Here is a 12,644-nt window from a genome sequence, read left to right as displayed (position 1 = left end):
ATTCTCCTGAACCCTTGACGTCCGCGCCGATTGAGACCCCAATCAGGCAGCGTTTGGTCGAGCTGGTCAGATCGGCATTCAATGTCGCGAGAAAACCCAGGGCACGTGGCACTTGGCAGTTGCGAGCTTGATCTTGCCCGTGGGCTGCTGCTGCGCGATGGGAAACCCGTTGCTCTCCGCTCCAAGGCTTTTGATCTGCTGACCTACCTCAGCGGGAATGTTGGGCGTGTCGCGACAAAGTCGGAACTGATGTCAGCGGTGTGGCCCGATGTCTTTGTGACCGAGGACTCACTGACGCAGGCTGTCAGGGAGTTGCGAAAGGCGCTGCACGACGAAAGCCAAACCATTATCCGCACGGTCGCCAAACGCGGCTACATCCTCTCTGTTCTCGATACGCCGGAGCAAGAGCGCTCCGGACAGCCGAGCGTGGCGGTACTGCGTTTCAGCAATGAAGGTGCGCCGGAAGACACCCCTTTGGTCGACGGTTTCGCCGAGGACATTGTCAATGCGCTGGCTCGCTTCGGAACAGTCGTCGTGCTGGCGCGCAATTCCGGATTTGCATTTGTCTCGGATTCCGCTTCCGATTGGCGTGCCGTTGGCGACAGCCTGGGCGCAACCTATCTGGTTCGCGGTAGGGCGACGACTCGCGCAGACGGCATGCGGGTCACGATCAGTCTCGTCGCTGCTTCGACGGGTGGAGTCCTCTGGAGCGATACTTTTTCCGCGTCCGGCGGCGAGATCTTCGACATTCAGGAAGAAATCGCCCGCCGTGTGGTGAACCGGCTGGTGGCTCGGCTCGACGACGCGGGTGTCAAGCACGCAACGCCAAAACCTCCCGAGAGCCTGGCCGCATACGAGCTTCTCCTGCGTGGGCTGGCCCGGCTGCGCGGTTATGGTGATGGTGACAATGAGGCTGCGCGCGATCTTTTCCAGGCTGCGGTCGAAAAGGACCCGACTTATGCCTTGGCGCATTCCTATATCGCGCTCGCCGATCTCATTATCGGTGGCTATGCCGAGGCATCCCCAGCATCGCTTGGTTCAGTGATCTACCGCGCGGAGTGTGCGGTGACCTTGGCACCGGAAGAGCCACGCTGCCATCGCGTACTCGCCCAGGCTTTGATCTATGCGCGTCGGTTCGACGCGGCTGAACATCACCTTCAACGCGCGCTCGACCTCAATCCATATGACGCCGATACGATTGCGCAAATGGGGTTCTTGCTGACGATGAGAGGCAGGCCTCTTGAAGCACTCGCGGCGCTTGACAGTGCAATACGGATCAACCCGATCCATCCGGACTGGTACCACTATGATCGCGCCATCGCGCTATACTCCGTTGGAGATTACAGGGCCGCGCTTGTCAGCATGTCCAAAGTCCCCTCGAAGACCCCCTGGCGACTTACAAGACTGGCGGGGTGCCACGCTCAACTCGGCGATCTCAAGGAAGCTCAGCGCATTATGGCGGAGGTCAAGCGGATAGCGCCGGATTATTCGCCATTGCAGTTTGCGCAAACCGGGATCGCATTCGAACATGAGAGTGATGTCGAACATCTCGTTGCCGGCGTCGCGAAAGCACTCGCAGCCTATGAAGAGCAACCCTAGGCGGCGCCAACGGTGCAGCCTTCGCCTTGGAAAGGCAGCTTCTCGCCGGGAGCGCTGGCCCAAGCTGCCGATCGATGGTGAACGAACCTGCCTCATCCCAGCAAAATCCGTCGTTCTCCGAGAGGCGGCGCGTTCTATGATCAGCATCTCCTTGGTGGCGATGTCGCGATGGTCGGTCGGCTCGTCCAGCACCAGGCGGCGAGTGCCCCGCAGCGCCTGGCCGGTGCGGGCTGGAACAGGAAAGCCTGAGCGCCGCCAGGCGCCCAGGCCGTCATCTCGGTGATCCGGGTTCAGTTCTTGCTGGTGGCCGCCTGTTCGATGAGCTTGGCAACCGCGCCGGGATTGGAGACGTAGACTGCGTGGCTGCCGGGCACTTCAACGACCGTCGCCTGGGCGCGGCTTGCCATGTTGCGCTGCGCCGGCGGTGGGATCATCCGGTCGTCGGTGGCGACAAGATACCAACTGGGCTTCACTTTCCAGGCCGGAGCGGTGACCTTGCCTTCCAGCGCCGCCACACCCCAAGGCACCTGCGAGTCCGCCATGAAGGCGGCGAGCGAGGGACGGACATCGGCGGCGAACGAGGCGGCGAACTTCTCCTTGTCGAGCATCAGGAAGCCGTCGACGGGCGGCAGGATCGGCGGCACCGACGCTCCGGGCGGCGGGTTGGCGATCAGGGTCGAAACCGACTCGCCGGCATCCGGCGCGAAGGCCGCGATGTAGACGACGCCCGCCACCTTGGGATCGGTGCCGGCCTCGGACACCACGACGCCGCCATAGGAGTGGCCGACCAGGATGACGTTGCCGGGAGCGGCGGCGATGGCGCGTTTGGTGACGGCGACATCGTCGGCGAGCGAGGTCGTCGGGTTCTGCACGATGGTCACGTCATAGCCGTCCTTCTTGAGGATCTGGTAGACCCCGTCCCAGCCGGAGCCATCGACGAAGCCGCCATGCACGAGGACGACGGACTTTGCTGCGGTGTTCGACATCTGAGTTCTCCTGTTCAAATCGTTGGTTGCAGGAGGACTATGCGGCAGGGCTGGCGGGCGCGCTTTGAGGCGACTTTCAGGCTCTCTTGATTTTACCTTGAGACCGCTTTGATTTTGCGTCCACGACCCGGCTAAAGTGTCAGGCGTCGCAATTCCCGCGGTCTGGAGCAGCAATTTGCCGTATCTCTTCGAGGATTTCGCCCTGGATGGCGATCGGCGCGAACTGCGTCGCGGCAACGACCTGATCTCCGTCGAGCCGCAGGTGTTCGACCTCTTGCAATATCTGATCCGCAATCGCGACCGGGTGGTCAGTAAGGACGACCTGATCGATGCGGTGTGGCAGGGGCGCATCGTCTCCGACGCGACGCTCGCCAGCCGCATCAACGCCGCCCGCAATGCGCTCCAGGACAGTGGCGAGGAGCAGCGGCTCATCCGCACCATCCTGCGCAGAGGCCTTCGCTTCGTCGGCTCTGTGCGCGAGGAGGCCGAGGCGGCCGCTCCGGTGGAGCAACCGAAGCCTGCCCTGGGCATTCCCGCCCGTCCATCCATCGCCGTGCTGCCCTTCGTGAACATGAGCGGCGATCCCGAGCAGGATTATTTCGCCGACGGCATGGTCGAGGACATCATCACCGGCCTGTCGCGCATCCGCTGGCTGTTCGTCATCGCCCGAAATTCCAGCTCCACCTACAAGGGCCGCGCGGTGGACGTGAAGCAGATCGGCCACGAGCTCGGCGTGCGCTACGTGCTGGAAGGCAGCGTGCGCAAGGTGGGAAGCCGCGTCCGCATCACCGGCCAGCTCATCGACGCGGAGGACGGCAGCCATATCTGGGCCGAACGCTACGACCGCGAGCTGACCGACGTGTTCGCGCTGCAGGACGAAATCACGGTCAGCGTGGTCGCGGCAATCGAGCCCAATCTGCGCCGGGCCGAGATCGAACGCGTCCGACGCGACCGTCCCGACAGTCTCGACGCCTATGATCTGCTGCTGCGCGCGCTGCCCGATGTCTACACCTTCATGCCGCAGGGCGCCGCCAAGGGTCTGCCGCTGCTCGACCGGGCGCTCGCGATCGAGCCGACTTATGCGCTTGCCCACGGCTTTGCCGCCTGGGCGCACCAGACCCTGTTTGTGCGCGGCGGCCTGCAGCCGGAGAACCGCGAGAAGTCGATCCGCCATGCCCATGCGGCGATCGAGCACGGCTCGGGCGACGCGATGGCGCTCGCTCTGGCCGGCTTCACCATTGGCCTGGTGGAGCATGACCGCGGGCTGGCCGACGAGGCGTTTGCGCAGGCTTTGGCGCTCAGTGCCTCCTGCGCCTTCGTCTATACCTTCGGCTGCGTGCCGGTGGCCTATGGCGGCAACGCGGCGCGGGCAATCGACTGGTGCGAGCAGGCGATGCGGCTCAGCCCCCTCGACGCCATGAGCTGCGTGCCGCAAGGCATCATCGGCTTCGGCAACTTCCTGTCCGGCAGGCACGAGCAAGCCGTCACCGCCGGCCGGCGGGCGGTGGAACTGAACCCCGGCTTCAGCATCCTGCACGGATGGCTGGCGGCGCCGCTGGCCAGGCTCGGGCGGCTCGACGAGGCAAAGGGAGCGGCGACACGGCTCTTGTCGCTCGATCCGCATTTCAGCATCGGCCGCTGGTCCGCGGCCGTCGGACTTGCGCCCGATATCATCGATGACGTGACCGATGCCATGCGGACGGCGGGATTGCCGGCTTAGCCGATGAGGAACCGATGGCGGCTATGGACAATAGCCGCCCTGCCCGCTCAGCTCCGCAAGCCCGGCGCTTCGTGCCCCGTCCGCTCGACGTATTCGGTATAGCCGCCGCCATAGGTGTGGATGCCTTCGGGCGTCAGTTCCAGCACGCGGTTGGAGAGCGCCGCCAGGAAATGCCGGTCGTGCGAGACGAACAGCATGGTGCCTTCATACTGTGAGAGTGCCGTGATCAGCATCTCCTTGGTGGCGATGTCGAGATGGTTGGTCGGCTCGTCCAGCACCAGCAGGTTGGGCGGGTCGAACAGCATCAGCGCCATCACCAGCCGCGCCTTCTCGCCGCCTGACAGCACGCGGCATTTCTTCTCGATCTCGTCGCCGGAAAAGCCGAAGCATCCGGCAAGCGCGCGAAGCGGCGCCTGGCCGGCCTGTGGGAACGCGTCCTCCAGCGTCTGGAACACGGTGCGCTCGCCTTCCAGCAGTTCCATGGCGTGCTGGGCGAAATAGCCCATCTTGACGCTCGGGCCGCGCGCCACAGTGCCGGTGTCCGGTTCCGAGGCGCCGGCGACCAACTTCAGCAGCGTCGACTTGCCGGCGCCATTGACGCCCATGATGCACCAGCGCTCGCGGCGGCGGACCTGGAAGTCCAGCCCCTCATAGATGCTGCGGCTGCCATAGCCCTTGTGGACGTTCTTCAGCGTCACGACATCCTCGCCGCAGCGCGGCGCCGGCTGGAAATCGAAGGAAACCGTCTGGCGGCGCTTGGGCGGCTCGACGCGATCGATCTTGTCCAGCTTCTTCACCCGGCTCTGCACCTGCGCGGCATGTGACGCCCGCGCCTTGAAGCGCTCGATGAAGGCGATCTCCTTGGCCAGCATCGCCTGCTGGCGCTCGAACTGCGCCTGCTGCTGCTTGTCGGCGATCGCCCGCTGCTGCTGGTAGAATTCGTAATTGCCGGAATAGGCGGTCAGCGAGCCGGCGTCGATCTCGACCACCTTGTTGACGATGCGGTTCATGAACTCGCGGTCGTGCGAGGTCATCAGCAGCGCGCCGTCATAGTTCTTCAGGAAGGATTCCAGCCAGATCAGGCTCTCGAGGTCGAGATGGTTGCTCGGCTCGTCGAGCAGCATGGCGTCGGGGCGCATCAGAAGAATGCGGGCCAGCGCCACCCGCATCTTCCAGCCGCCGGACAGCTTGCCGACATCGCCGTCCATCATCTCCTGGGAAAAGCCGAGACCGTCGAGCACCTCGCGGGCGCGGCCGTCCAGCGCATAGCCATCGAGTTCCTCGAAACGGTGTTGCGCCTCGCCATATTTTTCGATGATCTCGTCCATCTGGTCGGCCTGTTCGGGATCGGCCATGGCCGCCTCGAGCGCGGCCATCTCGGCCGCCACGTCGCTGACCGGCCCGGCGCCGTTCATCACTTCGGCCACCGCGCTGTGGCCTTCCATGTCGCCGACATCCTGGCTGAAATAGCCGATGGTGACGCCGCGATCGACCTGCACCTGGCCTTCGTCGGGCTGCTCCTGCCCGGTGATCATGCGAAACAGCGTCGTCTTGCCGGCGCCGTTGGGGCCGACAAGGCCGACCTTCTCGCCCCTCTGCAGCGCCGCCGACGCCTCGATGAAGACAAGCTGGCGGCCGTTCTGCTTGCTGATGCTTTCCAGTCTGATCATGCGGTGTCCGGGGCTTGGAGCTTGGAGGGATTTTCCCCGGGGCCATACGCGATGGCGAGCGCCAGAGGAAGAGGCGCAAGCGCCGCAGTGGCGGGACGTTTTGCCATCTCCCCCTGCGGGAGAAGGACCGTCCCCAGACACAACCCAGAAACAAGATTCAACAGTTCGGAAAAACTGGCGAAAAGATCGGCTGGCATAACCACCCCGCGGCGGCCGGAAAATGGTCGCGGCACAACGCGAACGGGATGGTTATCGGCAATGCAACGAGGTTCCAACCGATGGATGGGTGCCCTGCTCGGCATGTCGCTCGCCGTCACCGCCATCGGACCGTCGGAAGCCGCGATCACCCGCAGCGAACAATGCGACCGGCTCAGTCTTCAATTGGACCAGGCCATCCAGACCACAGCCGAGACGGCCGAGGTCGCCGAGGCAACGACGCTGCAGAAGACGGCCGTCCGCTTCTGTGCCGAGCGCAAGCAGGCGCAAGGCATCAGGACGCTCGCCAACGCTCTGAAGCTGCTTGGGGTGACACCGGACGATCAAGCCCCGTGATATCGAACATTTGAAACCAGTTTTTGAAGCCCAGACTTTCAACATACAGACCCCAAGGCATGTCAAAAAGGCACACCGGCAAGAAACACGGCGACAAGCACGCCAAGGCTTATTGATCCCCGCTCTTCCTGACTTCCTCCCGGGAAAAGGCCGCACTCGCGAAAGCGAGGGCGGCTTTTTCTTGCGCGCAATTCAGGAAAAATGTGCAGCGGCTGTCCGCCCGGAATTGCGTAAAATCAAATCCTTACAACGGTTCAACGATTCAGACGTTGAACCGCTCGAGACCAGACTTCGGCTGAACCTGCGCTGCGCCGAAGGGCCTCACTTCCTCCCCTGCGGATAGATCGTCTCGCCGCGCGTCAGCATCGCGACGAAGGTCTCGATCTTCTTCCTGCGGCCGGCCTCGGTCTTCATGTTGTGGGTGCGGAAGGCGAGCGCGAAGCGGTTCTGCGCGCTGAGCTTTGCCAGCATCTCCTTCGCCTTGGGTTCCGCGTCGATCGCCGCAAGCAGATCGTCGGGGATCTTCATCTCCTTGCCGCTGCCATAGGCGCGCGCCCAGCGCCCATCGGCCTTGGCCGCCTCGACCTGCTTGAGCCCATGCTCGGTCATGCGGCCTTCCTCGACCAGCCGCGCGACATTGTCGACGTTGATCAGGCTCCAGATGCTCTTCTTGCCGCGCGGCGTGTAGCGCTGCAGGAAGCTGTTGTCGTCCAGCCCCTTGCGCACGGCGTCGATCCAGCCGAAGCACAGCACCACGTCGATGGCCTCCTTGGGCGTGATCGACTTCAGTCCCGACCCCACCTTGTGGACCTTGATCCACACCTCGGTTTCCGTGGCGTGGTGCTTGCCGAGCCAGGCACGGAACCTGTCCGCGTCCGGGAACTCCCTGACCTTGTCGGGGTCGACCTTAACCGGCGCCATCAGCACACCTGCCCGTTCGTTGCTCTTGCCGCTCGCATCACTGACATCTTGCCTCCAGCACCGTGCCTAACATCATCCGTCAACAGCGTGACATGGCACCCTGTCGGTTTCCGGCAGCAGAGACCCTTGCCGGCGGATGACGATGGAACGCACCACCCATCGCCGCGTTGCGGCCTCAGTGCAACATCGATGGAGGTTCGCGATGGCGATCCAGACCATTTTCGCCCATGTCAGCTGCTCCAACCTCGAAGCCAGCATCGACTGGTATGAAAAGCTCTTCGGCAAGGCGCCGCTGCGCCGGCCGATGCCGGGCCTGGCCGAATGGCAGTTCAGCGACAGCGCCGAGGTGCAGCTCTTCGAGGACAAGAACAAGGCCGGCACCAGCACGCTGACGCTGGGCGTGCTGCCGCTGGCGCCCGAAAGGCAGAGGCTGGTGGACGCCGGCCTCGAACCCGGCCCGATCGAGGAAGCCGACGATTTCTACATCATGCGCATGCGCGACCCCGACGAGAACCTGGTGGTGTTTGCGAGTGCACAACGCCACTAGGCCGGCGTTCCTTCGCGGCCTCGCCCGAATATATTGCTCCGCCCCGCTGTAGAATTCCCGCAGACCTGCCATGGTCCTGTTCCAAACCTCGGAACATGCCATGAAATCTCTGTTGCTCGCTCTTGTTCTCCTGCCCACAGCGGCCCTGGCCGAACCCATCGAAACCCAAAAAATCATCACGGCGGTGACCGGCGACTTCAACGGCGACGGCGCCGTCGACCTTGCCATGGTGGTGGAGACCCAACCCGGCGATCCGATGGACATCCACTTCTTCCTCAGGGACAAGGAGCACAATTACCTCAAGCCCGTTGAAATCGTGCACGAACAGATCGATGCCGAGTGGAACGGCTACGACCGGCCAGGCTACGAGAACTCCGACACCGAGCCGGAGCTGACCATGCTGCCCAACGGCTCGATCAAATTCTATTTGCCGGCGCCGCCGATCGGCAGTGAGCGCACCAACCAGACGCTGACTATCGCCTACCGCAATGGCGCCTTCATCGTTGCCGGCTTCGCCTATGATTCGCAGGATTACCAGCAGGAGAATGTCGCCAGCGCCTGTGACTACAATGTGCTGACCGGCAAGGGCACCAGCTCGAAGACGCAGCCGGACGGCAGCACCAAGCACAAGACGGTGTCGGGCCAAGGCCAGATCGTTGCCTTCAAGGACTGGAACCCAGGCGACGCCTTCTCCGCTTGCCAGGAATAAGCGGCGCGCCCTGTCCCTCCGGCCGGCGTCAGACCGGCGGCGGTGCCGCCGGTGTCAACCCATGGCGGCGCATGATCTCCATCATCTTGGCCTTGTCCGGCGGGCCACCGGCGGCGGCATAGAACATGGCGAAGATCTCACGGAAATAGTCCGGGCCGATCGCCGCCGGTGTGATGACACACAGTACTGTCGCGTCCGTGGTGCCCTTGTTGTCGAACCGGTGGACGGCGCCGCGTGGAATGCACAGCGCCTCTCCCGGTCCGACCTCGATCGCCTTGCCGTCGACGGTCCAGGTCAGCACCCCGTCGATGCCGTAGATCGTCTCTTCGTAATGATCGTGGCTGTGCGCCGGCGCCAGCAGACGTGATCCGCCGGCCACCTTCAACTCGAAAGCGGCGACGCTGCCGTTCGAACTGTCGCCGGTCACCAGGAAGCGAATGGATAGCCACTTGTCGCCGATGGTTTCGTTGGCTGGATTGATCTGGACGTTCATCACGGACATTGCGCAGAACCCTCCGATAAATTACATTTACTGGCTATCAGTAAACTCAATTTACCGAATCGTCAATGGCCACATCAACGGAAGTTCTCCAGACCAGGACCGAGGATCTGCTGATCGGCGCCCTCCTGCGCGTGCCGGCGCAGGCGATCCAGCGCCGGCTGATCAAGGAACTCAACACAGCCGGTTTCGATGAATTGCGTTTGCCGCATATGGCCGTGCTGCAGTTTCCCGGACCCGATGGCGCACGTCCGGGCACCATCGCCGAGCGCGCCGGCATGAGCAAGCAGGCCATCAACCAGCTGCTCAGCAGTCTCGAAGGGTACGGCTATCTCGTGCGCTCCGACATTCCGGGCGAAGGCGGCGCGCGCGTGGTGCGGTCCACCGAACGCGGGCATGCCGCCTTCTGGAAAATGGTCGACATCCTGCGCGACATCGAGGAGGAGTGGCGCGCCGAGCTCGGACCGGAACGCTTTGCCCAGCTGAAGGCGCTGTTGTTTGTCGTCTGGGACAGCCCGCTGGCGCGCTGAGAGCAGCCATCTGCATTTCCGATAGCGCCATCGGTTTCTTCCGTTTTCCCTTGCCGCACCGAACTGCCAATCCCTGCCTTGTCCCACCAAACAAAGGCAGAGCGAAATGAGCATTTCAAACCAGAAAATCCTGATCGTCGGCGGCGGTTCCGGCATGGGTCTGGCGCTGGCACGGCGATGCGTCGAGGCCGGTGCGGAGACCGTCATCGCCGGGCGCGGCGAGGACCGGCTGCGGCAGGCATGCGAGGCGCTGGGCAACCCCGTGAACCTGAAGGTGGTCGCTGTCGACATCGCGCGGGAGGACCAGGTGGTTGAACTGTTCGCGCGGATCGGCGGGCTCGACCATATCGTCAGCACCGCCGCCGACATCGACGGCGCCTACCGGCTGTTGCCGGAGCTTGACCCGAAGGCGGCGCAACGGGTGGTGGAGAGCAAGTTCTATGGCCCGCTGCTGCTCGCCAAGCATGGTGCACCACGGCTTAGCGTCGCCGGGTCGATGACCTTCGTCTCCGGCATCGCCGCCTATCGGCCGGCAGCACGCGGCTCCGTCGTTGCCGCCGTCAATGCGGCGCTCGAAGGGCTGGTGCGGGCGCTCGCCGTGGAGCTGGCGCCAATCCGCGTCAACGCCGTGTCACCCGGCTGGGTCGACACCACGATCTGGGCGCAGGTTGCCGGCGACAGGAAGACCGAGACGCTGGCCGCGATGGCGCAACGGCTGCCGGTCGGCAGGATCGGCCAACCCGACGATATCGCCGACGCCATCTTCTTCCTGACCGGCAACGGCTTTACCACGGGAACGACCCTGCATGTCGAGGGCGGGCACCGGCTGATCTAGAATGGCCTGGTGTCGGGAATTGCTTTTAAAGCAAGGCCTTGGAGCGGTTCGCCGATTCAGGCTCTGAACTGGTTGGAAAGCGTTCCGAAACAGGCGCCAGCGTGTCGCGCGCGGCGGCAAGAAGCCGCTTGAGCGCCGGCGGCTGAACACGCCGGCGCCGCCAGATCATCACCAGCGGTGCCGTCCGCATCGGGCTGGGCCATGGCAGTTCGGCGAGGTCGCCACGCGCCAGCGCGTCGCTGACGGCAAGGCGCGGAACGAGGCCAAGCCCCGCGCCGGCCGCGACCAGCCGCGCAATGGTGCCGATGCTGCTAACCTCGGCGGCAAGTTTTGGCGCGGCGACACCCGCCTCGGCAAAGGCGGTGTCGAACAGGTGCCGGTAGATGCATCCGGGCTCCGTAGCCACGAAGCGCAGCGTGGCAAGCGCGGCAAGGTCTGATGGCGCGGGCCCCTGCCCCGGAGCCGCGACGAGCACCAGCGGTTCGGCCACGATCGTGCGCCAGGCGAAGCGGTCGGCGACTGCACTCTTGGTGACGTCGCGACGATCGAAGCAGAAGGCGACGTCGATGTCGCCATCCTCCAGCAGGTGCCGCAGCGCGTCGCTGTCCGCCACCTTCATCCGCACGGTGATGTCGGGATGACGGGCCTGAAACCCCGGCAGCCAGGGCGCCAGCCGGGCCGAGGCAATCGTCTCCAGCGCACCGATGGTCAGCGATCCGCTCGCCTGCGCGGCGGCCGCCTGCACGGCCGCGCGCGCCTCGCCATCGAGGCGCAGCAGATCTTCGGCGATGGGCTTCAGCGCCAGTCCCGCCGGTGTCAGGTCGAGGCCCGTCTTCGAGCGCGTGAACAGGGCAGCGCCAAGCTCCGCCTCGAGCGATTGGATCTGATCGCTGACACTCGATTGCGCCAGGTGAACCGCCTCGGCGGCGCGCGTGATATTGCGGCTCCGCGCCACCGCGAGGAAGGTCTTGAGCAGTCTGGGGTGCAACGAAGTGTCCTGGTCGATGCGCTTACTGCAGCTGCGGCTTCTTGAGAAAGCTGCCGCGGTCGGCGGACTTGACGCGCAGCCAGGTTTCGCGGCCGTCGCGCAGCACCCGCATCGGGATCTCCGCGCCGGCCGAACCGCTCTCCCACAGCTTGCGATAGAAATCGGCCAGCCCATCGACCGCGCCGTCGCGGATGTCGGAGATGATGTCGCCCTGGCGCAGGCCGGCCTTGGCGGCCGGGCCGCCTTCGGTCACGCTCATCACCACGACCTTGCCGTCGCTTTCGGCCGACAAGGCGCCGAGCCACGGGCGCGGTGGCCTGGCCACATGGCCGCGCGTCAGGAGGTCGTCGAGAATCGGCGGCAGCAGATCGATCGGCACCACCATGTTGATGTCGGCAACCTCGCCGTTGCGGCTCATCTGCAGGCGCAGCGAACCGATGCCGAGCAGCGAACCGTCGGCGCCGAACAGCCCGGCACCGCCCCAGGACGGGTGCGCGGGTGCGATGAAGATCGCCTCGTCGAGCAGGTACTCCCAATAGCCCGCGAATTCCTGCTTGGTGACGATCTTGGCCTGGACCGAGCGGCCGATGCCGTCGGCAAGCACGACCGCATCGCCGATCCTGGCCTTGCCGGCATCGCCCAGCGCCACCGCCGGCAGCCCGAGCGGCGCCAGCGCCTGCACCAGGCCGAAGCCCGATTCCTGATCATAGGCCAGCGCATGCGCCGGGATGACGCGGCCGTCATGGCTGGTAAGCCAGACCTCTTCCGCTTCGGTGATGAGATAGCCGATGGTCAGCACCAGCCCATCGTCGCGGATGACGACGCCGCTGCCTTCCCTGAGCGTGCCCAGCGCACCGGCGGTGAAGGCATCCTCGGGAACGGTGGCCCGCACGGCAACGACCGAGCGCGAATTGGGATTGAGGGTCATGCTGTCATTCCTGGGTAGGTGATACTTCTATAGGTATGCCGCGCGGGAGATGGTGCAAGGGGTGAGAAGCTGTTCGCGTAGCGAACGAAAAGACAATTGCTTGGCTTTTCGAGCTTCGAACGCCCTGGGAAAGCGCCGGCAGGCGGACGCGGGGCAGCGC

At 64.5% G+C, this 12,644-nt stretch carries 13 protein-coding genes; 7 read left to right on the top strand and 6 right to left on the bottom strand.

Translation table 11 applies throughout. The annotated features are described in order from the left end of the window. Positions 1 to 105: 105 nt before the first annotated feature. The gene (locus AC1D10_RS30155; RefSeq protein ID WP_477278448.1) at positions 106 to 1,599 is read left to right on the top strand and encodes a winged helix-turn-helix domain-containing tetratricopeptide repeat protein; all 1,494 of its coding nucleotides are present in this window, start codon (positions 106 to 108) and stop codon (positions 1,597 to 1,599) included. A gap of 290 nt (positions 1,600 to 1,889) precedes the next feature. Here AC1D10_RS30155 and AC1D10_RS30150 read toward each other — a convergent pair whose 3' ends face one another. Continuing rightward, positions 1,890 to 2,585 (bottom strand): alpha/beta fold hydrolase, encoded by a 696-nt coding sequence (locus tag AC1D10_RS30150; protein WP_477278446.1) that lies wholly within the window; start codon positions 2,583 to 2,585, stop codon positions 1,890 to 1,892. A 175-nt stretch (positions 2,586 to 2,760) separates the two neighbouring features. On the opposite strand from AC1D10_RS30150, the gene AC1D10_RS30145 reads away from it, so the two are divergent. Further along, the gene (locus tag AC1D10_RS30145; RefSeq protein ID WP_477278444.1) at positions 2,761 to 4,305 is read left to right on the top strand and encodes a winged helix-turn-helix domain-containing protein; all 1,545 of its coding nucleotides are present in this window, start codon (positions 2,761 to 2,763) and stop codon (positions 4,303 to 4,305) included. Positions 4,306 to 4,352: 47 nt separating this feature from the next. Here AC1D10_RS30145 and AC1D10_RS30140 read toward each other — a convergent pair whose 3' ends face one another. Further along, a complete protein-coding gene (locus AC1D10_RS30140; RefSeq protein ID WP_477278442.1) occupies positions 4,353 to 5,975 on the bottom strand; it encodes an ABC-F family ATP-binding cassette domain-containing protein in 1,623 nt (540 codons plus the stop codon). 258 nt (positions 5,976 to 6,233) lie between these two features. Here AC1D10_RS30140 and AC1D10_RS30135 point away from each other — a divergent pair, with 258 nt between their 5' ends. Beyond that, complete coding sequence (locus tag AC1D10_RS30135) at positions 6,234 to 6,527, top strand: hypothetical protein (protein WP_477278440.1); 294 nt, start codon at positions 6,234 to 6,236, stop codon at positions 6,525 to 6,527. A gap of 321 nt (positions 6,528 to 6,848) precedes the next feature. Here the strand turns inward: AC1D10_RS30135 and AC1D10_RS30130 are convergent, their stop codons facing one another. Continuing rightward, positions 6,849 to 7,448: a YdeI/OmpD-associated family protein gene (locus AC1D10_RS30130; RefSeq protein WP_477278438.1), complete on the bottom strand. Its 600-nt coding sequence runs from the start codon at positions 7,446 to 7,448 to the stop codon at positions 6,849 to 6,851. Between the two features lie 202 nt (positions 7,449 to 7,650). On the opposite strand from AC1D10_RS30130, the gene AC1D10_RS30125 reads away from it, so the two are divergent. Beyond that, on the top strand, positions 7,651 to 7,995 hold the full coding sequence (locus AC1D10_RS30125) for a VOC family protein (RefSeq protein ID WP_477278436.1): 345 nt from the start codon (positions 7,651 to 7,653) through the stop codon (positions 7,993 to 7,995). A 100-nt stretch (positions 7,996 to 8,095) separates the two neighbouring features. Beyond that, entirely contained in the window at positions 8,096 to 8,704 is a 609-nt protein-coding gene (locus AC1D10_RS30120) for a hypothetical protein (RefSeq protein ID WP_477278434.1), read from the top strand. A 28-nt stretch (positions 8,705 to 8,732) separates the two neighbouring features. Here the strand turns inward: AC1D10_RS30120 and AC1D10_RS30115 are convergent, their stop codons facing one another. Further along, the gene (locus tag AC1D10_RS30115) at positions 8,733 to 9,206 is read right to left on the bottom strand and encodes a cupin domain-containing protein (protein WP_477278431.1); all 474 of its coding nucleotides are present in this window, start codon (positions 9,204 to 9,206) and stop codon (positions 8,733 to 8,735) included. 65 nt (positions 9,207 to 9,271) lie between these two features. Here AC1D10_RS30115 and AC1D10_RS30110 point away from each other — a divergent pair, with 65 nt between their 5' ends. Together AC1D10_RS30110 and AC1D10_RS30105 are read left to right on the top strand one after the other, a co-directional pair. After that, on the top strand, positions 9,272 to 9,733 hold the full coding sequence (locus AC1D10_RS30110; protein ID WP_477278429.1) for a MarR family winged helix-turn-helix transcriptional regulator: 462 nt from the start codon (positions 9,272 to 9,274) through the stop codon (positions 9,731 to 9,733). Positions 9,734 to 9,839: 106 nt separating this feature from the next. Further along, a complete protein-coding gene (locus tag AC1D10_RS30105; RefSeq protein ID WP_477278427.1) occupies positions 9,840 to 10,568 on the top strand; it encodes an SDR family oxidoreductase in 729 nt (242 codons plus the stop codon). Positions 10,569 to 10,593: 25 nt separating this feature from the next. Here AC1D10_RS30105 and AC1D10_RS30100 read toward each other — a convergent pair whose 3' ends face one another. Both AC1D10_RS30100 and AC1D10_RS30095 read right to left on the bottom strand, forming a co-directional pair. Next, entirely contained in the window at positions 10,594 to 11,556 is a 963-nt protein-coding gene (locus AC1D10_RS30100) for a LysR family transcriptional regulator (protein ID WP_477278425.1), read from the bottom strand. A 22-nt stretch (positions 11,557 to 11,578) separates the two neighbouring features. Further along, positions 11,579 to 12,484: a S1C family serine protease gene (locus tag AC1D10_RS30095; protein WP_379099554.1), complete on the bottom strand. Its 906-nt coding sequence runs from the start codon at positions 12,482 to 12,484 to the stop codon at positions 11,579 to 11,581. Between the last annotated feature and the right edge of the window lie 160 nt (positions 12,485 to 12,644).

This window comes from Mesorhizobium sp. P2_A8 (genome assembly GCF_056404935.1).
This window is presented reverse-complemented; position numbering and strand designations above follow the sequence as displayed.

Bases quoted from the DNA above. Each gene is read 5' to 3' on its own strand.
- AC1D10_RS30150 (WP_477278446.1), bottom strand. From the start codon at position 2,585: ATGTCGAACACCGCAGCAAAGTCCGTCGTCCTCGTGCATGGCGGCTTC.
- AC1D10_RS30140 (WP_477278442.1), bottom strand. From the start codon at position 5,975: ATGATCAGACTGGAAAGCATCAGCAAGCAGAACGGCCGCCAGCTTGTC.
- AC1D10_RS30135 (WP_477278440.1), top strand. From the start codon at position 6,234: ATGCAACGAGGTTCCAACCGATGGATGGGTGCCCTGCTCGGCATGTCG.
- AC1D10_RS30130 (WP_477278438.1), bottom strand. From the start codon at position 7,448: ATGGCGCCGGTTAAGGTCGACCCCGACAAGGTCAGGGAGTTCCCGGAC.
- AC1D10_RS30125 (WP_477278436.1), top strand. From the start codon at position 7,651: ATGGCGATCCAGACCATTTTCGCCCATGTCAGCTGCTCCAACCTCGAA.
- AC1D10_RS30120 (WP_477278434.1), top strand. From the start codon at position 8,096: ATGAAATCTCTGTTGCTCGCTCTTGTTCTCCTGCCCACAGCGGCCCTG.
- AC1D10_RS30115 (WP_477278431.1), bottom strand. From the start codon at position 9,206: ATGTCCGTGATGAACGTCCAGATCAATCCAGCCAACGAAACCATCGGC.
- AC1D10_RS30110 (WP_477278429.1), top strand. From the start codon at position 9,272: ATGGCCACATCAACGGAAGTTCTCCAGACCAGGACCGAGGATCTGCTG.
- AC1D10_RS30105 (WP_477278427.1), top strand. From the start codon at position 9,840: ATGAGCATTTCAAACCAGAAAATCCTGATCGTCGGCGGCGGTTCCGGC.
- AC1D10_RS30095 (WP_379099554.1), bottom strand. From the start codon at position 12,484: ATGACCCTCAATCCCAATTCGCGCTCGGTCGTTGCCGTGCGGGCCACC.